Origin of the sequence: Companilactobacillus pabuli (assembly GCF_014058425.1) — a bacterium.
Taxonomy (GTDB): domain Bacteria; phylum Bacillota; class Bacilli; order Lactobacillales; family Lactobacillaceae; genus Companilactobacillus; species Companilactobacillus pabuli.
The window spans coordinates 152,294-174,651 of record NZ_CP049366.1 but is presented as its reverse complement, the minus strand read 5'-3'; the positions used below and the strand labels follow the sequence as shown (position 1 = coordinate 174,651).

Annotated in this window: 22 protein-coding genes and 1 pseudogene; 5 read left to right on the top strand and 18 right to left on the bottom strand. The window is 34.4% G+C overall.

All coding sequences use genetic code 11. The features are described 5' to 3' along the window. Positions 1-51 precede the first annotated feature (51 nt). Positions 52-519: a glutathione peroxidase gene (locus G6534_RS00850; RefSeq protein WP_059074899.1), complete on the bottom strand. Its 468-nt coding sequence runs from the start codon at positions 517-519 to the stop codon at positions 52-54. A 134-nt stretch (positions 520-653) separates the two neighbouring features. Between G6534_RS00850 and G6534_RS00845 the strand changes: the two genes are divergently transcribed. Further along, positions 654-791: a hypothetical protein gene (locus G6534_RS00845; RefSeq protein ID WP_161936667.1), complete on the top strand. Its 138-nt coding sequence runs from the start codon at positions 654-656 to the stop codon at positions 789-791. A gap of 246 nt (positions 792-1,037) precedes the next feature. Here the strand turns inward: G6534_RS00845 and G6534_RS00840 are convergent, their stop codons facing one another. From G6534_RS00840 to G6534_RS00810, 7 genes are all read right to left on the bottom strand, one after another. After that, positions 1,038-1,241, bottom strand: a complete 204-nt coding sequence (locus tag G6534_RS00840; protein ID WP_010020946.1) for a type II toxin-antitoxin system HicA family toxin — start codon at positions 1,239-1,241, stop codon at positions 1,038-1,040. 62 nt (positions 1,242-1,303) lie between these two features. Beyond that, on the bottom strand, positions 1,304-2,161 hold the full coding sequence (locus G6534_RS00835) for a GGDEF domain-containing protein (protein ID WP_182083018.1): 858 nt from the start codon (positions 2,159-2,161) through the stop codon (positions 1,304-1,306). Further along, the gene (locus tag G6534_RS00830) at positions 2,148-4,274 is read right to left on the bottom strand and encodes a cellulose biosynthesis cyclic di-GMP-binding regulatory protein BcsB (protein ID WP_420826952.1); all 2,127 of its coding nucleotides are present in this window, start codon (positions 4,272-4,274) and stop codon (positions 2,148-2,150) included. The genes G6534_RS00835 and G6534_RS00830 overlap by 14 nt, the downstream gene beginning before the upstream one ends. Continuing rightward, positions 4,219-5,448, bottom strand: a complete 1,230-nt coding sequence (locus tag G6534_RS00825; protein WP_182083255.1) for a glycosyltransferase family 2 protein — start codon at positions 5,446-5,448, stop codon at positions 4,219-4,221. The genes G6534_RS00830 and G6534_RS00825 overlap by 56 nt, the downstream gene beginning before the upstream one ends. Before the next feature lie 44 nt (positions 5,449-5,492). Further along, the gene (locus G6534_RS00820; protein WP_182083017.1) at positions 5,493-7,052 is read right to left on the bottom strand and encodes a hypothetical protein; all 1,560 of its coding nucleotides are present in this window, start codon (positions 7,050-7,052) and stop codon (positions 5,493-5,495) included. Next, positions 7,045-8,529, bottom strand: coding sequence for a glycan biosynthesis hexose transferase WsfD (wsfD, locus tag G6534_RS00815; RefSeq protein WP_182083016.1), 1,485 nt, complete (start codon positions 8,527-8,529; stop codon positions 7,045-7,047). The genes G6534_RS00820 and wsfD overlap by 8 nt, the downstream gene beginning before the upstream one ends. Positions 8,530-8,547: 18 nt before the next feature. Beyond that, on the bottom strand, positions 8,548-9,666 hold the full coding sequence (locus G6534_RS00810; RefSeq protein ID WP_182083015.1) for a glycoside hydrolase family protein: 1,119 nt from the start codon (positions 9,664-9,666) through the stop codon (positions 8,548-8,550). 314 nt (positions 9,667-9,980) lie between these two features. Between G6534_RS00810 and G6534_RS00805 the strand changes: the two genes are divergently transcribed. From G6534_RS00805 to G6534_RS00790, 4 genes and pseudogenes are all read left to right on the top strand, one after another. Next, a complete protein-coding gene (locus tag G6534_RS00805; protein WP_182083014.1) occupies positions 9,981-10,712 on the top strand; it encodes a Firmicu-CTERM sorting domain-containing protein in 732 nt (243 codons plus the stop codon). Then, entirely contained in the window at positions 10,709-11,329 is a 621-nt protein-coding gene (gene xrtG, locus G6534_RS00800; protein ID WP_182083013.1) for an exosortase family protein XrtG, read from the top strand. The genes G6534_RS00805 and xrtG overlap by 4 nt, the downstream gene beginning before the upstream one ends. A 2-nt stretch (positions 11,330-11,331) precedes the next feature. Beyond that, the gene (locus G6534_RS00795) at positions 11,332-12,738 is read left to right on the top strand and encodes a TIGR03111 family XrtG-associated glycosyltransferase (protein ID WP_182083012.1); all 1,407 of its coding nucleotides are present in this window, start codon (positions 11,332-11,334) and stop codon (positions 12,736-12,738) included. Further along, positions 12,662-13,029: pseudogene (locus tag G6534_RS00790) on the top strand (6-carboxytetrahydropterin synthase). The gene G6534_RS00795 and the pseudogene G6534_RS00790 overlap by 77 nt, the downstream one beginning before the upstream one ends. 138 nt (positions 13,030-13,167) lie before the next feature. Here G6534_RS00790 and G6534_RS00785 read toward each other — a convergent pair. The 10 genes from G6534_RS00785 to G6534_RS00740 form a co-directional block, all read right to left on the bottom strand. Then, complete coding sequence (locus G6534_RS00785; protein WP_182083011.1) at positions 13,168-13,560, bottom strand: type II toxin-antitoxin system HicB family antitoxin; 393 nt, start codon at positions 13,558-13,560, stop codon at positions 13,168-13,170. A gap of 23 nt (positions 13,561-13,583) precedes the next feature. After that, entirely contained in the window at positions 13,584-13,772 is a 189-nt protein-coding gene (locus tag G6534_RS00780) for a type II toxin-antitoxin system HicA family toxin (protein ID WP_182083010.1), read from the bottom strand. 158 nt (positions 13,773-13,930) lie between these two features. Beyond that, positions 13,931-14,620, bottom strand: a complete 690-nt coding sequence (locus tag G6534_RS00775) for a 2,3-diphosphoglycerate-dependent phosphoglycerate mutase (RefSeq protein WP_059074891.1) — start codon at positions 14,618-14,620, stop codon at positions 13,931-13,933. 150 nt (positions 14,621-14,770) lie between these two features. Beyond that, a complete protein-coding gene (locus G6534_RS00770) occupies positions 14,771-16,231 on the bottom strand; it encodes a hypothetical protein (RefSeq protein WP_182083009.1) in 1,461 nt (486 codons plus the stop codon). Positions 16,232-16,304: 73 nt separating this feature from the next. Then, positions 16,305-17,354, bottom strand: a complete 1,050-nt coding sequence (locus G6534_RS00765) for an AI-2E family transporter (protein WP_182083008.1) — start codon at positions 17,352-17,354, stop codon at positions 16,305-16,307. Positions 17,355-17,364: 10 nt separating this feature from the next. Further along, on the bottom strand, positions 17,365-18,168 hold the full coding sequence (locus G6534_RS00760; protein ID WP_182083007.1) for a YdcF family protein: 804 nt from the start codon (positions 18,166-18,168) through the stop codon (positions 17,365-17,367). A gap of 14 nt (positions 18,169-18,182) precedes the next feature. Beyond that, positions 18,183-19,607: a hypothetical protein gene (locus tag G6534_RS00755; RefSeq protein WP_182083006.1), complete on the bottom strand. Its 1,425-nt coding sequence runs from the start codon at positions 19,605-19,607 to the stop codon at positions 18,183-18,185. A 118-nt stretch (positions 19,608-19,725) separates the two neighbouring features. Beyond that, the gene (locus G6534_RS00750) at positions 19,726-20,685 is read right to left on the bottom strand and encodes a peptidoglycan recognition protein family protein (protein ID WP_182083005.1); all 960 of its coding nucleotides are present in this window, start codon (positions 20,683-20,685) and stop codon (positions 19,726-19,728) included. Positions 20,686-20,789: 104 nt separating this feature from the next. Next, on the bottom strand, positions 20,790-21,284 hold the full coding sequence (locus G6534_RS00745; protein WP_182083004.1) for a sigma-70 family RNA polymerase sigma factor: 495 nt from the start codon (positions 21,282-21,284) through the stop codon (positions 20,790-20,792). Positions 21,285-21,556: 272 nt separating this feature from the next. Next, on the bottom strand, positions 21,557-22,324 hold the full coding sequence (locus G6534_RS00740; RefSeq protein ID WP_182083003.1) for a hypothetical protein: 768 nt from the start codon (positions 22,322-22,324) through the stop codon (positions 21,557-21,559). Positions 22,325-22,358 lie beyond the last annotated feature (34 nt).

Below are 22,358 nucleotides of genomic sequence, written 5' to 3'. Positions count from 1 at the left end.
CCTTTATGGGCAAGCAAAGTATAACATGGAATAATTTCTAAAACAATTAATTTACTGCAAAGCTGAAATGATTGCTTCTTCCATTTTTTCTGGTTTGGTTACTGGTGCATATCTCTCAATTAACTGACCATTTTTATCAATCAAAAACTTAGTAAAGTTCCATTTGATGCGACCATGTCCAGATTCATTTTTCAAATAAGTGAACAGTGGATCCTCATCACTACCATTGACCATAATTTTCTTAGTCATCGGAAAAGTCACACCATAATGCATCTGACAATAATCGCTCGTAGCCTTGTCGTCATCTAATTCTTGATGAAATTGATTACTTGGCAAACCTAAAACTTCAAAACCTTGGTCGTGATACTTTTGATAAAGTTCCTCGATACCCTTTAGTTGAGGTGCTAGGCCACATTTACTGGCGGTATTGACTATTAAAAGAACTTTACCTTGATAATCATTAAAATCAATTGTAAAACCATTCATTTCTGTTTCTTTAAACTTATAAATTGGTGCCATTTATTTCACCCTCTTTTATACATTATGTCGTAATCTGGAAGCGGAAACAATGATTTTGTTTATGCCTTTTGCTTTCTTTTCCATAGTAGATTGTGGATAATAGACAATTAGATTATAAAAAGAAGGTATATTTTTTGAGTAAAGAAGAATTTGATGTTTCTAAACTGAGTTCCAAAGCTCAAGCTAAACTAGAAGAAGTTAGAAAGCAACAAAATTTTAAGACGCTTGAGGAAGCTGCTAGCTACATGTTAGATTTCACAAAACGAAAATAAGCCCAGTCAATTGCATACAAAACTATCAACCCTAGTAAAAGCAACCAACCGTTGATATCCTTGGGCATAATTTGAAATGTCACTAAAGCAAAGTATAATACTCCCAAGATTGCTAACTCGTAGACAAATAAAAGATTAAGTTTCTTCATTTTTAACTCCTAAATCAAGATTAGTCTATTATACAAAAAATAAAGACCATGTAATAAACAATTTGTTATTAACTAACTGCTTATTACATAGTCTTTTTTAGATATCAGTAACTTTGATACCCGCTTGTTTCAATATTTTACTTTCAATACCATGTTCCAATTCCTTATCATGATGGATTGGGACCGGCAAAGTCACATTCGTCTCTGGATTATACATCTTCAAGTGTGATCCATTCTGCGACTTCTTAACAAAACCATGTTGTCGTAATATCTTAACGATTTTTTGGGGTTTCATTGCCATAAAATATACCCCCTCTCGGTATCTATTATGACACATGCATTGTTTGCAATACAAATGAATAGCTATACGTCATATTGAGTTTCATGAATACCAGCATTCATCAAATCATATGGCGTCTTCATCGATTCTGAATCCCATGAAGCAATCCCGACTACCATAGAAATCGCCATGGTTGAGAGAGAATCGTTTGATTTAACTTTTTTCTCAAAGCCATCTTTAATACGACTAGTGGCAATTTCTGCGCCTTTAGAATCAGTATACAAAAGGATTGCCCAAGTAGGATCGTCATTATTTAATAAATAAGTAATATCATTAGTTCTAGTTTTTTCTTTGATTGCATTAGTGGTCAATTTCAAAAGTAATTTCATTTGATTAGGGCTCATCATACGTTTTAAATCATTGAAATAACGAATTTTGATAATCGCCGTAGTTACCGGAATATCAAATCTCCGGTTAGTTTCAGCAAATACAGCAATATCTTCAATATACGCTACCGTCGTCCGCAAATTCGTCTGTTCATCAAATGCGCCACGTTCAATCAAAGCTGTTCTCAATTCTCCGTTAGATTTTTGTAGAGCAATTTGATTTTTAGTCATAGTATATAGAGCTAAAGATAAAAGTATTGGTACTATCATCCAAAAACTCAATTGCCAAGGAATCCTTTTGACTTGCACCACATATTGATAAGTCATAATGATAGCCTGAATTCCAATAAAGATAATATTAGATATCAAACTTGGTAAAACACCAAAAAAATATGTAATCATCAATAAAAGAATCGTACAAAATAGATAAATGACATTTAACAATAGATTACCTGAAAGGGACATTAATACCGCGGTTATACTAAAAAGCGAAACGAAAATCAATAATCCTACATCTTGTAATAAAGATTTCTTTTCATCATTATTGCTTTCCATCTTTGTTGCCTCCATTCAATCGTGCTTGCTTCCTTAACGTCAAAATGACTGCCATGCCAATCAACAAAATGACGATAAGTGCTAATCCCAAATAAAGGATCAATTGCGAATTTTTACTGAAGGTTCTTTTAGTTTCTAAGGATTTATCTATCGCCTTGTTCTTCTTAAAGCGATAACTATAATGCGCATTATTCATATCTACGACAATTGCGTCACCTGAAAATTGTTGAACATTCTTCTGAAAATTAATTTGTGAGGTGGCTACGTACGTATCAAAGCTATTAACTCCGGTTACTACCAACATTCCTCTTCTGTCATTGTATGGTGAACGTATCAATTGAGCCGTTCCAATTTGCTTTCCGTAATCCTTTTCGATGCTTAATTTCTCATTAGAAACAATTCGATCAAAGTTATTTGAATACTTAAAGTATAAATTTGGATTCAACTCTTTAATCATTGGATTATTATTTGGAGTACCTAAGACAATCACATTACTATTCTTTAAAACACTCTTGCTTGGAATCTTGTCATAAAACTTAATAGTTCCCGTATTACTTTTGGCAAAATTACCAATCAAATTGAAAATATTTGTCAAAGATTTGAAGTCATTTTCATCTAATTTCTTAGGAGTTATCACCGCAATATCGTTATAAGTTTCATCTGAAATAAACATCGTTGGATAATTAGTAAATAATAAATCATTACTTCGTTCCGATTTCACCAAAACTTTTGAATCAGAATTTACTGAAGCCCAAGGCGTATCAGCATTATCAGATGTATCTTGATCTTTCATTTCCAAATCAAAAGCCACTCGAACGGTAAAACTGTTACCTAATGATAATCCCTTTGGAAACTTTAAAGTCAATGTATCATTGTTAACATTAGCTTTAGTCAATTTTTTACTGCCAATAATTGTATTGTTTACATATACTGTTACTAAAGAACGATTAAAATTCAAATTATTACTATAATTAAAATGCAATTTAATTTGAGAACCATCAGCGTTAGATTCATCATTTGGTATTTGAACTAAATAACTAGTTTCTCTATGTCCAGCGCCTTGAATTTGATCTGACTCAGTAGTTAAAAAATGCCTACCATTGTTATCTTGCAAAGAAGACGTATAAGTATCCGTTGAGTTCCCAACGTATTCTGAAGACTTATCAGTTTCCTTCATTAATTCTTCGTTTGCAACAAAACGAGCCGCTTTTTTTAATAGAGACCCGGATTTTGCCGTCACAATCAAGTAATACTTATGGTCCGTATAGTAGGTCTTTATCAAGGCTTGTTTTTTCAAACTGTTAGGATCAATCTGCTTTTTTAAATCCTTTGGTAAATTATCATATTGGGCAATCACCATCATATAGTTGTTCTCATTAGCCTTTGTATTCTTAGCTTGAAGAACCGGAATTTGGTCATTTTCAGTTGTAATGATTCTAGATTCACCTGATAAAGCAATCATACTAGCGGTCAATTCGGTAGTGGTAGGATTATTAGCCGTTATAACTTTTGATCTTTGATAAGCTATTGTATCTTGACCAGAAAAATGCGCATAAAATGACCTTACCGTATTCTCAGCTTCTTTGAGCTGATATTCGAAATTAACATTAGAACCATTTCCGATAGTTAACCAATTTGCCGGTGTCTGTTGTAATTTATAATTATTTTTGTCTGCTTTATTTAATATTTGACCGCTTATAGTCAATTTATTGCTGCCACTTAATAGATCCAGTGGGACATTGATTTTTTCCGTTTGGAAACCTGTTTTATCACCTGGACGAAATGAATAAAATTTCACTCCATTCAAAGACACTGTTATATCCGATGTCTGAATATTAGCTAATTGGGAAATTTGATAGTTAAAATTGAAAGTAAGTTTTTTAACATCCCAATAATCCATTTCAGTAAAATACATATTTGCTTCCACGGACTTTCCCGAAAGACTAGTCGTACTATTTTGAAATTGCTGTGTATAAGTCTGATTATCTGCGGCTTTTACATTGATTGGCTCAGATGACACCAATAATAACAAGAATATTAATCCAATACTTACTAAACTATTTATAACGTTTCGTTTTATACCATTTTGCTTGCTTATGAAATACTTGTTCACGAATATACCCCACCATTCCGTATGCAGCAACTGCCAGCCACATTTGACTATAAACTAAATACATAAAGATAATTAACAATAGATTGCTAAAGGTCAGTTCACCACGTTCTGTGGTTATTGTCACGAAAGTACTGATTACAAACATCAAAACTGCAAAGAGCCATAAATAATTACTAAATCCTTGTAAATCTGAATGAACTATTCCTGCTACCGATAAAACAAAGACTGAATCAGATAAAACTAATGATGTCATCAACAGAAAATAAATCGTTAAAAAATAAAGTAAGTCAAATCTGATTGGTCGACCCTTCTTTTGAAATAACAGCTTAGCATTCTTAATGATGACATAAATATTTCCTTTGACCCAGCGCGTACGTTGATGAAACCAAACATCTAACGTTTGGGGCTCTTGTTCCCAAGTAACTGCTCGAGGTTGAAACTTGATTTGGTAGCCCATTTGATAAACCCGAAAACTTATTTCCGTGTCTTCAGCTAAAGCTTTTACGTCCCATTTACCAACTTTTTCCAAGACTGATCTTCTAATAACATAGTTAGTCCCTGGTATCGTGCATAAATGGAATAATTGTTGTCTCCCGGCTTGTGCCATCCATTGAAAAGACAACGTTTCAATATTAATAAAACGCGTCAAAAGTGTAGCATTTTTATTTCTAGTTCTAAACTTACCGATAACAGCGGCAAGTTTATCATTGCTGAGAAGTTCGGCCACCAAAATCCTCAAAGCACCATGTTCAGGAGTATTGTCAGCATCATAAATTGAAATCAAACTACCTTTAGCACTCTCTAATCCAATATTTAAAGCATTGGATTTTCCTTTACCACCATTGGTTTTATCAGTATTAATTACCTTCAGACGATGGTAGCCAAACTGCTCTTGTAATCCGTTTAATAATTCAGCTGAATTATCACTTGAATTATCATTAATTACAATAATTTCATACCTATCTTCTGGATAATCAAAACTTAGCAATGATAAAACTGTTTTGACGATAACTATCCCCTCATTGTGAGCTGGAACTAAGATAGATACAAATGGTGGATTCTTTGGAAGCTGCGGATCAGATTTAGAAACGTGTCTCAAATACCATGTATATCCAGCAACTGTTAAGATAAGATTTACTACTAAAGTTCCCCAGATAGAAATTACAGCAATCATTAAAAAGAAATCTAATATCGTGATATCCAACACCCCCATTGTTGTTATCTTCTAAATCGATTCCAATATATTTTTTGTCCAATATAAATAAAAATTAATAGCACAATCATAATTACAACGAAAAAAATAGCCAAAATATTACCTTCAACCCTGAAAAAGTTACTAAAAAGAGACGTTGGCTTTCCATCTGAAAATTGTTTATCTAAATCTGAATTAGCGGAATGAATATCTTCTATTTTTCCATTAACTATATATTGTCCATGATTGTACTGTAATGATGTTGTTTCTGTATTTAGTTCCGACTTAAATCCGTCATCAATTGGATTATACCAATTTAAATTTAACTCCTCAATTTCACTTTCAACATGTTCCAGTTGTTTTTGACTATAAGGCATAGACACAGTCAAAGCTGTTGGAACATTGAACAAAGTATCACCATTCTTTTTGACATTATTCAATGACGAAGCGGACATCCCAAAGAACGTTTGCTTGGCAATATGGGCATCATCGTCTTCACTAACATAGGTCACTTTTTTACCATTCGGTAATAATAACCAATGATCAGCAAAATCTAATGAATTTTGGCGTAAAATTTTGTCTTGATTCCAAAATCCTTCCGAACTAATGCCAACGGGAAAGACCTGCTTTCTGGCCAAACTAACAATATAAGTTAAAAAATTCTTATTAATAATCTGCCCCTGTGTATCTATTCCCGAACTGACAGTAGGCGTTTGTAAAAATATGATTCCACCCCGATTTTCAACATTTCTCAATACGGATGTAAATCTATCAAATGCCTTCATTTCCGTATTTTCACTGACGGAAGTCATACTGATGGCAAATGGTATTTCTTTCTTGTAACAAAACAAGCTCAACTTATCTAATGTAGCTAAATTAGTATATGGAGAAACGTTAGTAATAGTTAATAATGGTCGGTACTGTCCACTACGATTGAATAATTGGGCAATCATCTTTGTTTGAATCATTAAACTCAAACCTTGATTAGAGAAAAATGGCAGATATCCCTGTTTTCCGTTGATATAGCCAAAGGGATATTTTTTTTGATTTTGTTGCTGACTAGATAATACTCCAATCTGTTGTGATGAATCACCAGTTTTTGTAATAACCGTAATGCTTTCTTTAAATGGCAAGGTTTCTCGATCTTTTTTGTCTGATAAAATCAATTGCTGTTGATAAATCTTCTGAACTTGGACACCTAACTGATTAATTTCTGTTTGAGTCAGATTTTCTCCGATATGCAATTTAATACCCGAAAATTCATCCCTGTCTTTTAAATAATCTTGATTAATCAGACCTACTTGACGCCAATTAATCATTGTAATTACACCCATATATTTTTTATCATTTAACGTACCCTTCTGGTATTTTTGCTGCTGTAAAGTTTTCACTCGCAAATTCATACTAGTTAAACTCCGTTGCAAGGCACTGATATTGACTTTATCGTTTTTAACATCGTTTTGAGAATCATAAACTAACAGTACTCGATTATCATTAGTTGCAGCATCTACTCTTTGAGGAAATATGATAATTGACAAAAGGGCTATGACTATCAAAAAAACAAAACTAAACTTCTTTTTAAACATCAGCCTTATCCCCTTTTGTATTCCACAAAGTGTGATTTATCAAATCTGATACAAAGATTAACAGCGCCATATTCAAGCTGATTGGAATCAAAAATAAATGTTTTGCCAAATCTGCATCCCCATCACCGACGATGGATACAATTGGAACAAAAACCACTATCGTCATTAATCCCAAAATCAAAAAGAATCTCAATATTCCCATGTAGCGATCTGACTTAAAGTCCAAATACAGCCCTACACTATAAACAGCTATGAAACCAACTGCTAATAAGCAGTCAAATGCATATTTTCCTGGAAAAAAAGCTCCAACCAAAGAGCTATACAGAGTGAAATATTTAACTTGTTCCCTTGGTTTATGGCCCGAATTACGGACAAAATCTCCAACAGCCCGAGGTTGAACTGCTGTAATGTCTTTAGCCGCCAAATCTAATAAATTGTTGAATTGTTTTAAATTAGTCGCGTAATATTTGATAATCCAAGCAAAACCCGTTTTTTCCATTAAATGCTTTTTAACATAAGGACTACTTGGATCTAATGTTGCATAATCTTTAGAATAATAGTTTTCATTTCTCATCAAAGCGAACTGACCATCGACCCCACCTCGTTCAATTTTCTTGGTAGGATCTCCAGTTTCTAGTAACGTTCCATGTGAAAAGGTCTGGAACGTATTGGCACCAACAATTTCTGAACCGATTGACTTATAAATACCAATCCCTGCCATTAAAACAATCACTATTCCCAAAGCCGTAGCTAATCTCTTAGCTTTAAAATGTGGCAAAAACATGACACCTAATGCAACTACACTGAAACTCAAAGCTAATGGCGCATTCTGTTGTTTATTAGTGATCAACAGGACAGTTGAAACGAAAAATACCGTAATCATAGGCCATCTTTTAGCATAAACATTTCGAGCCAAAGAAATAATCGAGGCGCAAATATAAAGCATTAAAACAAACATCCCCGGCTCAGCGAAAAACGAATTAAAGTACAAGGTATATGCTGAATCAGCAAATATAAATACTATTAGTAGAGATAAAAAATAATTTCTGATTTTTCTAAAGGGATGTACAAAAGCATTCGTTAACAGATAAATACCACCCAAGTAGAATAAGTAATAAATTAAACCCATGAATTGAATCGTAAAAATAGTCTTGCTATAAAATAATTTATTTAAAAATAATGCTAATTGAATGAAGATAGTCTGTGATGATAAAACAGAAATATTGTTTTCATTGAAATACTGCATTATGCCAAATTTAGGAATCACATAATCACTATACTGGCTATAACTCGTCGGCAAGCGGTAAATACCGTTACTTAGAATCGACCGATAGAAATCTCCATTATCAGCTAACCCATGAATTGGTGGTACAAACAAAATAAAACCACTGATCAAAGCAGCTAAAATAGTAGCTAGTAAAGCAGGAGAAATCCATTTAGAAAATTTATTAAAGACACTTTCAAAGAAATTCTTCATACTCTTCTGCACCCCCTACTAATAATTTGCTGCTAATAATGTAGTTAAATTATTATATGAATAAGCTTCATTTTGACGTTCGATCCCAATACCGCCATAGATATCCGAATCCTTATCTAATACTTGATACTTCCAAACTAATTTCATCGCTCTTTTGTACATCTTTTCATCATGTTCATTGGCAAAAACCATCGCTGCAACTGCATAACTACCGGCCGAATGGGAACGACTGACAATGCTGCCATTAATTGAATATATGTTGTACAAAGTATTATTTTTGATTTGTCGTTTTAACCAATTCAATGAAACTTTTTTGAGTTTGCCAACCTGTGATAAATGCAAGAAAGTTTCCATGACTTCCGAAGTATTCAGATCATCATTGCTATATGTCTTACTTTGCCAATTGTAATTTGATGCGTACAACGGAAAAGCATCACCCAAATAGCCATTTTGTACAACAGCTAATTGTTGACGATACATTTTACGATTTTGCTTATTATTCTCAAAATACTTCAAAACCGGAAAATCATAATACGCTAAAGCACTCTCACTACTCTGCTTCTTAGTGTCGGTATCATAGAAACTAGCGATTTTCCCTCTACTCATAGTATTTTTCTTTAACATGGCAAAACGAGTAGCAGCTTCCTTTTGATATTTTTTATTGCCAGTTTTTTCGCTGTACATTTGTAAAGCCTTGATTATTCTCAAATCATCCAAAGTAGCATTAACCGGAAATTTCTTATGCTTACTAGGGATATAGCGATAACTAAATTGTGTCTTTAAATCAAATGTCTTTTTCGTTGCAGCATAAAATTGTCTAAATTCTTTGTACCTTCGGTTATAAACTAAATATTCCAACCACATACCAGATGATTCCGACAATAATTCATGACCGCGCGCATTATTCTCCTTAAACGATTGCTGCTTGGAATTAGTGTAAAGACCTGACTTAGTTAACATTTTCTTTTCGATAAAATCTCTTAATTTATTCGTTTCAATAGAATAATTGCCATAGTCAGTCCTTTGAATAAAATTGCTCTTGTCAGCTGGAATTTTTACATCAATTTCTTCTTTAGCGCATCCTACGAGTAATAAGGAAATTACAAAGATGAATACTAAATGCATTTTTCTCTTCAAAGTTTATCCCCCATTTGAGCACTTTGATCTATGCCACTCATTATAATTGTTTTTGCACTTTCTTTCTCTGCTTTAATGCAACTAAATTAGTCTTCTTCATCAAAAATCATGTTTTTATATCGTCATTTGAACAAATAACGATTATACTGTGTCAAATATAACTTTTAATGTCATATTTGAACTATTTTTTGAACAAAAAATTAAATAAAACAATTATAAAAACTGTCATTATTTACTGGTTTCTAATCCTAAAAAGGAACTATAATGAAGGTGAGAATTAAAATATTTATATTCTATAAAAAGGAGGACCAGTTATGAAAAGATTCATCATTATTTTAATGAGTGCCTTATGTTTTTTTGCTAGTTTTGGAACAGTTGCCCAAGCTGCATCTGATAATTTAACACCCAATAATAATGAAAGTGGTGATTTGGGGATTACTATCGATGGAAACTTTGACGACTGGGCCGACAAAACTAAACAGCCAATGAAGTTCCCTTGGGATAATGATAATATCAAGTATGCTTCTATGTTGACTGATAATGATAACATTTATCTATACGTCATGATGCACCCTGTTTTATCTGGTGGTTATACTAACTTCCAACCATCTGGATATACTCTAAATGTTGGTGGAAAAACATTTAGTATTGATTTTAATGGCAATCAAACCGTTAAATTAGATGTTGGTGACAAAAAAGCTGTTGCTTTGGGAATTTACGATAATTCTACCGGATTATACGAAACTGTTAATGATTGTGTTTACGTTGCTAACCAATATATCAATCAAAAAATGGGCGATGGTAAAACTGTAAAAGGTACTGGCTATGTTTTTGAAGCTAAAATTCCATTCAAAGACCTCAAAGGAATTTCTAACACTTCGGGACAAAATATCAGCCTAGAAAATAATAGTCTTTGGTCAGGTAAGCTTCACGTAACCGGTGGTAGTACCGGACCAGTAGTTCTAGCAAGTACCGGATTCGTTATCGCTATAGCTGCTGTTTTGAAATACTCAGGATTTAATTTTAAGAAACGGAGATCAGCATGAGTATTTATTTAGTAATTGGTATCGTTGTTTGGATATACCTACTTTCCGTTTTAAAAAGAGCTCACGTTCCAGCATTCTTCTTTCTTATCGGAACTGGCGGGCTCTTTTTTATTCTAATCGGCTTCAGTGATCCTTATTGGGTCTGGTTTTTTACTCACTCAGTTATCAATGGTGTCAAATGGTTCGGAAATCTGACTAATATGAGTGAAGTCATGAATCGTTATGGTCTGATCAGTATCAACAATCCCACTCAACCACTGACGATGACGATTGATTACGAGTGTTCTGGGATTATTGAAACGATGGCTTACATCAGTATCGTCGTTTTCTTTCCTATCTTCAATCGTTATGAAAAGACCTTTTTCGGAATTTTTGGCATTCTCTGGATTTATTTAGCAAACGTGCTTCGATTAGCCTTAATTATCGTCATCGTTCACTTTGCTGGCGGTGGTGCCTTCTTTATCGGACACTCCATTATTGGAAGAATGGTCTTCTACATCTTAGTCATTGCTTTGTACTACAATGTCTTCACTTACTCGCAAATTTCTCACAGTCTTTATCAAAATTTCCGGAAACTCGTTACAGGAATAAAAAAACGTTTTAGCAAGGAGGGATAAAAATGAGTTATTGGTTAGACCTAACCTTGTTTAAAATGGGATTCTGGTTGACTTGGGCCTTGATTCCGATTCTAGTTGAAATCATCCCTTCCATTATTTCCAGTGTGCGCATTATGATCAGCAACCGCCATCCTAAAAAGATGATTATGCCTGCAAAAATGCCAATAATCTCCGTTTTAGTCCCCGTTCACAACTCTGAAGATACTTTGTTTGCCTGTATTCAATCGATTCACGATTCAACTTATCCAACTAAATTGATTCAAGTTATTTTGGCTGACAACAACAGTACTGACAACAGTTTTCAAGTTTTTGCCCACGCTCAAAATACTTTTTCTGACATGAATTTACGTTTGATCCACACCGCTCCGGGTAAAGCTCAAGCTCTAAATGCGGCGTTATATGGAGCCATCGGAACTTATATTATCAACATTGATAGTGATGGCGTACTTGAAAAAAATGCCTTGATGAATATGGTTTTACGTTTTGAAAATGATTATGAAGTCTCTGCTTTAACTGGTAGTATTTTACCCAGTCGTTTAATGCTAAAGAAAAATGGTTCGTTACTGCGTTATAACGAATACTTCGAATACGCCCAAGCCTTTCTTTCCGGTCGAGTAATGGAGTCTCATAAAAACCAACTATTCACGATGTCTGGGGCTTTTTCGGCTTTTCGTAAGGAAGCTGTGATGAAAAGTTTCTTGTATGATATCAACACAATTGGTGAAGACACCGATATGACTTTCCAAATTAGACAACGGATGAAGCGAAAAGTTGGACTCTGTGCTAATGCGTTCTTCTACATCGAACCTATCAAAGATTTATCCGAACTTTACACGCAGAGACAACGTTGGCAACGTGGTGAAGTCGAAGTCATTCAGGAATATGCTAATAATTTGGAGGTAAAAGAATTCTTTAAAAATTTCATGGTCAGACGACTATTGATCGACCACACCTTCCTATTTCCTCGAATGATTTGGCTTTGTGCCAGTGTCGTATTGCTATTTTTCCGCTACTCACCGATTATGATGGGGATGTCATATTTCATTATTTACCTACTATATATTTTTGTAGAAGTATTAAACTATATTTGTGTGCTTCAACTCTTGGAAGACTTTCCTAACGATCAAACCTTTTATCGGAAACAATGGTGGGTCACTCTTACTTTGCCATTTTATAATTTCATCTGTGCCGGCATCCGTTTGATTGGAGTTATCAATAGTATGACCACCAAATCCGGTTGGAACTCAGTACCTTTCAAAGAAGAATGGAATAAAGTAACTAATATTGTGAAAAATGACTTTCGAATGAAGGAGAAAAAAACTACTAATCATGATGAGATATCAATACCACACTTACAAAATCAAGTATTACGTCAACGCCAGTCACGCCATGCGCTGGGAAAACGGTGAAGGTCAGCAACACAACCACACGTGGGAGATTGTTTGCGAAATTCACAGTAAAAATGACCAAATGATTGTTTTTAATGATATCGAAAAAAGATCAAAGAAGTTTGCGATACTTTCGAAGGAAAATTCTTAAACAAACTCCCCGCTTTCCAATACGTTAATCCAACGACCGAAAACGTTACGATGTGGCTATTCAACTTGTTCACACCGCGCTTGGAAGAATTAAACGCCGAATTGGTCAGATTGGAAGTTGGTGAATCTCCTACTCGGTCTTATTGTATCAGTCTGTATTAACTCAAAAAGCTCCATTAGAATACTCGTACCCTTTGGGGATCGATATTCTAATGGAGCTTTTTTTATTGTAGATTGCGCATTTATGACGAATAACTATTGCTTTCATTTTTCAATCAATTGATATTAAAAATCGTATTTTTACATTTCCAATTTATTTTTCAAAGCTTCGGTCAAAACAGCAGAAAAGTTGATGTTCTTCTTCTTACCTAAAACTACCAAATACTCTGGTACAGTTACATTCTTGCGAACTGTCTTAGGATTATTGCGACGATACTCTTCCATATCAATATAAACGACTGTCTTAATATCATTAGCCTTAATTTTAATGTCTTCCAAGTCAGTAGGTTCAGGGTATTCTGTTTTATCATCAAGCATAATTCCAATTGCATCTTGAGCCATTAATAAGGCATCTTTTATATTATCGCCTTGAGTCCAAGTACCATTGTCAATATCAGGTATTTCTACACTATAACCTTGATCTTCCGGATGCAAAATTACTGGATAAACTAAAATATTTTTCTTTGCTGGCATTTCGTAACCTCCTATAATTGACATTATTTAAGACCTGCTTTCTTCAAGATAGCAATTTCGAGACCCTTTTTCATCTCTCTAACATGTATGGGAATAATAATGGTAACTTTAGTAAAAGGATTATACATTTTTAAATGTGAACCTTGTTGCGACTTTTCGATAAATCCATTCTGTTTTAAAAGTCTTACCATTTCTTTGGGTTTCATAGTCATAGGAAATTTTCCCTTCATAAATTATTATACACATCAATACTTATAATTCAATTACGATGCTTATAAATAAAATACGAAAATTCTAAGGATCACTTCTCACGGTCATAAAAAAAAGACCGCACACAATGTGCAGTCTTAATTTCAAACTAATTCAAAAATTAGTTAAGCTTTGTCTTGTTAACAACGTTCAACTTGTCATCCAAGTCATAAACAACTGGTTCACCAGTAGTCATTTCAACGTCCATGATGTCAGCATCAGAGATGTTTTCGATGTACTTAGTCAAAGCACGTAGTGAGTTACCATGGGCAGCGATGATTACGTTCTTGCCGTCTAATAGCTTAGGAGCAATTTCATCTTCCCAGAATGGAATTACACGTTCCAAAGTAACTTTAAGGTTTTCGCCACCAGGAATAATTCTTGGGTCAAGGTTTGCATAACGACGATCGTTAGCTGCTGAACCTTCATCAGTAGACTTCAATAGTGGAGGTAATGTATCGTATGAACGTCTCCAGATGTGAACTTGTTCATCACCGTATTTTTCAGCTGTTTCTTTCTTGTTAAGACCTTGAAGTGCGCCATAGTGACGTTCGTTAAGTCTCCATGTCTTTGTTTCAGGAATCCATAGTTGGTCACAGCCTTCAAGAGCATAGTGCAATGTCTTGATAGCACGTGTCAATACTGATGTGTAAGCTTGGTCAAATTGGATGCCAGATTCCTTAAGAAGTTTACCAGCATTTTGAGCTTGCTTTACACCTTCTTCACTAAGGTCAACATCAACCCAACCAGTAAATTGGTTTGATAAATTCCATTCACTTTGTCCGTGACGAATGAAAACTAATTTTGCCATTTATATGATCCTCTTTTCATTTCTTTAACAAAGTACATTTTACACGAATTTGGCAATAAAAAAAAGTTTCTTTATTAAGTTTGACTAAATTGCAAAATAAAATCCTCACTAGAATGTTTCAATACATTCCAATGAGGATTTTTGGTTTGATTATTCTTTATAAATAGGTGTATCTAATTCTTTTAAGGTAGTGATATCCAACTTATTCTTCGAATTCTTGTTCAAATAAGTATTAACTTGATCAGAACCAGCTAAGACAGCGTTGATCTTGTCCCTACCTTCAATCAAATCAGACACTTCTTGAGCATTTTCACTCTGTTTCATCACGATTGGAATTACTTCAAATCCGTAATCTCTGAGTTCCAATAATTTCTTATAATATTCAGAATTGATTGAAACAAAAATCGTTGAAGCATTTTGTTTCAAGGCTTGGTTCTTCAACCACCAGAAAATCAAATCTTCATCATTATCAAAGGTACTGATCAAGACATTGCCTTCACTGAATAGCTGAATATAAGGTTCCTCAGCTGTATAACTCTTAATCAAGACCAATGTTCCATTTTGACGATAAAAGTTCTCACGAACGACTTTATTGGTATTTCTGTGGTCATAAAATTGGGTAGCTGAGATTACTCCATTGACATCGAAAATATCCCGACTCAACAATTGCGTGCCGTTTTTGTAGTGACGAATAATTTGTAATTGGTGGTTGGCATTTCTAGAAACTTCCATGACCAACTTATCATCAGCATCCAAAATTTTATCGACTTTATCACTAACATGTTGAACACGGTAATCAGCATCGAACGGAATTTCAGCCGGCGTTACAGGTGTATTCATATTACGTCCCTGCAAGTCATTGTACATATTCAATAGATAAGCATTGCCATCAACAAAACCAGCATTTTGATAATTCATCCAAGCTTCATCAATTTGGTCGTTGTAAGTGACTGAAATTGCATTAGCGATTAAACCTTTGTCAGCCATGGTCATAGTCAATTGTTGCCACATATTAGTTGTGTCACTATCAGGATTGGCAGCTAAATCATCAGTGAAAATATAATAGTCACTATTGGCGTCTAAGTAAATCTCATTAGCCATTTCATCTGTTCCAAACCATTCCTTCAAAGAAGCATTGATTTGGTCGATTCTATCAGTAGCTTGCTTTCTCTCGTCTACTTGATCACTGCCGACATTTCTCAAAATATGGTTGCAATAACTACGATCAGTCAATAGTTGACTACGCAATTGTGACTTCAAATCAGCACTTTGATCCAAAGTATTTTGCAAATTTTGTTCAGTGTATTGCCACTCTTCACCGCTATCCATCCCCGGTTGTGGATTTCGGTTAGAGTCCATCTGTGGTTGTTGTTGCATTTGTGGTTGATTTTGACCAAAGAAATAATCGTTGCTACCAGGCTGTGCCGCTTGGCTTGGTTGGTTAAAATCATTGCCACCAAATTGGGTACCATTGTTCATCTGAGCATCATTATATTGATTTTGTGCTTGATCAAAATTATTTTGATCCGGTTGGGGATTTTGATATGAAGAATTGTTTAGATCAGAATAATTATCATCGTTTTCTTTCTTTTTTCTATCGAAAAATGACATAATTTAATCTCCCATCTACGTCAGTTGACTACATTTATCTCCATTATATATGACAAAACTAGCTTAATCTTAATTATAACGTTTTCTTTAACTTTATTCTGCGCTTTTTGGGACCACCGATTGAGTGCACACCCAAGATATCGAGGAAGAAGACAAAAATTGGGATTCCAACAATCAACCCCCAAGTACCAAGTAATTCCTCGGAAACAATCAAGACGATAAAGGTAAAGAAAATTGGTAAGTGCGTCATGCTGGACATAAATTGTGGATTCAAGAAGTACGTTTCTATCAAATGAATAACAATAATCATGATAACGATGTAAATAACGTAACGAATACCTCCGACCGAATAAGCCACGAAACTTAGTGGAACTAACGAAATAATCACTCCAGCCACGGGAATCAATGACAAAAGAAAGACCATGGCTGCTAAAGCAATAATTCCTGGCATCTTCATGAATAACAAGGTAATCGTCGTCAAAGCAGTATTTACGACTGCAATCATCAATTGAGCTTCTAGAACAACTCCAAAAGTATTAACGAATTTTTGACCATAATACTTTAGATCTGCAAAGACCCAACCGTATTTACTGTCTAAAAATTGTCGACCAAAAGCATTCATTTGTTCAACTTGACTCGTGTAGAAGAAACTGAGTAAGAACGATATTACAATATTAAAGCCAACCGCCCCAACACTACTAATATAGTTAACAACTGAAGTAACAGCGACTTTGATTTGATTATCCAAATTGATCTGTTGCAAATAATTATAAATAATATTCAAATAAGGGTTCGAACGAACATCCTCACTCTCATAAAATGACTGCAACGAAGTAAACATTTTGACCGTTTGACTAACCAACTGTGGCACATAATTAGCAATCACAAACACCAACAAAGCAATAATAATCAAATAAGTTGGTGCGATTATCCAAACTGGTTTTATTCTAGGAGCTTTTTTTTGAATCGTTCTAACTAATTGAACTGATAAAAAAGTAAAGATGAAAGTTAATAAAAACATACTCATCATACTTTTAAATAAATAGAATAAACCGATAACGACAACTAACAATATAAATCGTCGCAAACGTTTATTTTCAACAAACTTATCGTACAAACTCATATAACACACCTCAAATATACAAACTCAACGAATACAGCACATCTATTCCCACAACTATTGCAATTACGTACCGGTCGTACCACAACAAGGCCGTAAATTCACGAAACATCGCCGGCCACTTCAACATGCTCATCGTTTTAGCTGATGCATACTGAACTTTAAAGCCTAATCTCTTAGCCTGCAATTTCGTTCGAGGAAGATGATAGTCGCTTGTAACTATAGTAACCTTTGGGCGAGCCTCTTTGGACCAAAAACGATGAATTTCAATAGAAGAAAATTCTAGATTTTGAATCGTATTCATAGCTTTTTCTTCTAGAATAATGTGATCCTCTGAGATACCAGCATCCAACAAGTATTCCTTCATCATCTCAGCCTCAGTCTTATCCGAGAGACTATGTGGATTTTTGCCCCCACTGACAATTATTTGCGGTTTATTCGTCGATTCCTTAAAAATCTCAATCGTTTTATTCAGACGACTAGCTAAAATCGGCGGAATCCGTTCAGTCATGCACTTATTACCCATGACTAACAAAAAGTCGGCTTCTTGTTTCATATTAACCTTTTTCTGATCTTGATGCATTAGCCACATGTAAACTAGCATAATAAATAAAAAGAACAAATTTAAAGATGCAAGTCCGAATGTATAAGCGCCTAAAAATTTGTTCAACGAAATATTAGAAATTAAATAGAATACAAATATAACAGCAATCACAATGCCAATCCCCCAAATCGGCTGGCGACTGTAGACATACCTTATTTTGTAAATAATCATTGCTTCTACAATGGTTACAGCAAGTAGTATTAAAAAAGTCATTTTTCCTCCGCAGCTTAATTCAAGCTGAATTTCAATTTAGGCACGGTAAGTGGAAAATCTTTAACCATCGTCCAAGTAACAGTTGTCGAATCCTTGTCTGGTTGTTTTAACAAGAATAACTTATTATCTAATGAACCATAAATCAAAAATTTACCCTTAGTAGTTGTCACAGCTGGTCCATTTTCTGAATAAGCTGAAGGTGAAACCAAAAACATATATTGCATCAAGGGCTGCTTACTGCCACTGATACTAATCCCCTGGTAATCGCTCGGTTGTAAATTGGTACCATATTGGTCGCCAAAATTGACCCCGAGATTACCGATTTTTTTGTCATTATTATCTGAGATAGCCGCTGCTAACTGCATCAAATCAGCATTCGATGAAATTGGATTGGCCACATATTGATCATAATAATCTTTTGTCTGAGTAATTGAATCTTCCAAACTAGTTTGCGTTGAATCAGACTTCGTTAACAAATTGGCTTTGGTATTAGCTTGATTGTCACGCGTTCTGACGGTGAAATCACTCGAATACAAATACAATTGATTACTATCATTTTCAATGCGAATCTTAGCCCGATCAATCTGATTGCCAGTCGCTTTAGAGTTAACTTTTAGATTAACTTCTTTTGGCAACAAACGATTTTGATTTTGACCATGGTAGTAATAATCAATCGTTACAAGGTTCTTCGCTGTCAAATACATCTTGCCGTAAAGACTCTGAACATTCCCTGATTCGACCATCGTTGTCATAACTACTTTACTATCAGTCGTATCGGATAATTTTTGTGCTGAATGTTGGGTCAAAGTCATCTGATAAGTTCCATTTTGGTTGATTGTCAAATTACCATCAGTCCGGCGATAATCGATAATAGTTGAAAAATAAAAATTACCTATTAAATTATTGTCGGCACTCAAAGACTTAGTGTTTTGATTGACGTCGATGATATGGTTAGCCATCTGTTTATAGGAAATCGACTGGGATTTGTGCTTGGTAGATTTACTGATATTAGCCTTATCACGCTTGGTAATATAAGCAAATTTGTAATTCTCATTGCCCACTTGGACATAGTAGCCCTTCATATGCTTACCATAAATATTTTCGTGATAAGTCTTCACAAGTTTTACAACCAAATCCTGCTTGGCAGTTTTGAAAGTCATCGTCTTACCATCACGCCCTAAAACGTATTGTGGATTGTTGAAATGCGTATTGAAACGATTGATTCCAACTTTGCCATCAATATTCGTGATATCTTTGATTTCAGCTCGCTGATTTTTTAAAAATTTGATTGAAACTGTGTCATTTTCACCTTGGTCTTGGAACAAATACCAAGTCTTATTGGACGAAACGATCTTACTAGTTTCTTTTTTTTGACACCCAGTTAAAATTACGCAAAAAAGAAACATCACACTCAAAACAATATAAAATTTTTTTCCCATATCGATTAAGCCTTTCTCATACGACAATTATACAACATCAAACACCTTCTATTATTAAGTATGATATCAAAAAAAGACCCGCATTTCAGCGCGCCTTTTCGAATAGTTTTTTATAAAATTATTTTGTAACGTAACCTTGGTCGACCCATTCGTTAGTAGCAACACGACGATAAGTCAAACCTTGATAAGTCTTAGTTTGGTCTGTGTACCATGGAGTGTTGTTAGCTAGAGCACGGTTAGTGATTTTCTTAGTACTACCATCACTTTGGAAAGCTACCAATGGAACATATGAGCCTTGAGAATTATTTACAGTAATAACGTTTGATGAAGCAGTTCCACCATTGTTGACATTACTGTTGTTATTGTTAGAACTACCACTATTAGTATTACCCTTCAATTGGTTGTAATACTTGCCAACTAGATCATAGAATTGATCCATGCTGTAACCCCATTTAGCAAAGTAGCCAACAGGATCAGTGTGAGTTGTTTCGCCCCACTTCTTAGATACATCATTGTGTGACATAACTGTAACGCCTGGTGTAAATGGCAAGTTATATTGAACTAACTTGTAAGCTGTGTAATAAGCTTGGTTAGCAACTGACTTAGCGAATGAATAAGTAGTACTTACTTCACACAATTCAACTTGAACGAATTTGGCATTGGCTGTTGGACCAGCACCCCAAACGGCATAATCAGTATTCTTAATGTTTAAAATTTCGTTAGCGTCAACGAAGGCATGAACATAACTGTACATATTTGGCCATTCACGGTTGAAATATGTTGCTTCATTTCTAGCGGTTGCTCCAGGAGTAGCTGTTTCATGAATAACAACACCTTCAGGCTTACCAACACCATTTTCATAAGGTGTCCAGTAACTAAATGTACCTTCTTCGTTAGTAATTGAAACTGGAGTAATGTTGTTGTTTGTAATAAAGTCATTGATTGCTGAAGTTGCAGCTTGCGCTGTTTGAACTTGTGCCCCTAATTGTGGAACTACCTGTCCAACCGTTGTAAAACTGATACTTGCTAGTGCAACTGAAGTCGCAAGAGTAGTCATAAATTTCTTCTTTGATACCATAATAAATATTCCTTCCCACCGTTAATTTCCTTAACGTTATAAATTATAACAACTTTTTTCACAAATTTGATAAAAGTAATAAACCTGTAATCAGATAGTAAAATTCAATGTTCGCTCATATGTCGTAATTTTTTCAAAAGACTGTCACGTCGGTATCTTAAAGCTCTCGTAGTATGGTTATAACGTTTCGCCAATATTACTAACGGTACCCCCTCAATGAAATGTTTTTGCAATATATCATGGTCAATCTCCGTCAACTCGGAAAAGTCTACGAAATCCAACTTATTTTCAGATAAATCCTCAGGAACCCTTTGGAAATCAAACTCTTCAAGACTGTGGAAATCAAAATAACGTTTCTCCTGACGTAACATATCGATCAAACGCCACGTTAATTTCTGGAAAACAAATTTATGAAACTTCGTCATATCGCCGTTATCCTGCACGTATTGTTGATAAGTTTGAGCATAATTGATCATAGCTTCTTGGAAATAATCTTCATAGTCGACCCTAGTTGTATAAATGTGGGCTCTTTTCAAAGCACCGTGGATCAGACGTTGATTTTGTAGTGCATCTTTAAATCCTAATTCCATTTCATTCATTTGTGAGTTCTCCTATTTTTACTCACAAGGCCTTGTGTGGAATTAATATAACGAATCTGGATAAAGATTATTAGTTGCCAAAATGAAATCGAAATGCTGTTATATCAACGTTTGATGATTTAGTACGAAACAAAAACAGGATATTTTCGGGATTTGGTTAAGTATTTTGTCGACCTCAAAAAATATTTAAATTTGGATAAATATGTCGTCCTCCATACCAAAGAAAAAAGCATCCATTTAGAAGTTGATAATCTAAATGGATGCATTATTTTTTAATTAAGTCGCTTAATTCGTGATAAATTTTGGAAATATATTTTTAATATTTCATTCTTTTGTATTTCTTCAATCTCTAATCTATGCAACAGATACTTTTCAAACTCATCAATCATATTCGACAGATTCTGAAGCATAGCTCTCATCTTTTGGTGATCTTCACAATTACATCGTTCAAAGGATTCAAAATATCCCTTATCTTTTGGTGGGATAAGTTCACAGACGCCAAAGGCAAACATTCTTTTTGAAAAAAGAAATGACGCCTCATTCAATAATGCCACATCATGCATTCTCTGTTCAAAATTGCCTTTGGGAAAATCAACTTGTAATTCATTACCTTGAGTTGTTATTAAGTTTAACTTTTCATTCTTTACTCTTGCTTGACGAATAAGCAATGGTGCTATCCAATCTGTGTTTCCTTTTATGGCTCCACGCATTGGCATTAAAGTGAAATAAGCATTTACCAATGGTATAAAACTCTTAACACCAAGATAACTGGCTAGAAATTTAGCCAGAGTAAATCCCCAACCGTTAGTCTCACATACTCCATTCATTAATTGTCTAGAAGTCTTCTTAGTAACAATAATTCCTGCTTCTACATGAACAATTATCGAATTAAACCCTACTTTTCCATAGCTTGACACGTCATAAACTACAATGACATTCTTATCTATAACCAAATTCCCTTCTTGAGAACGTAAATAGAATCCGTGCTCTAATAAATATTCCTTTGAAATCCGGTTGTTTCCAAATGCTTGTTGAGTCATTTTTCGCTCCTAGATTTATAAATATTTACTCTAA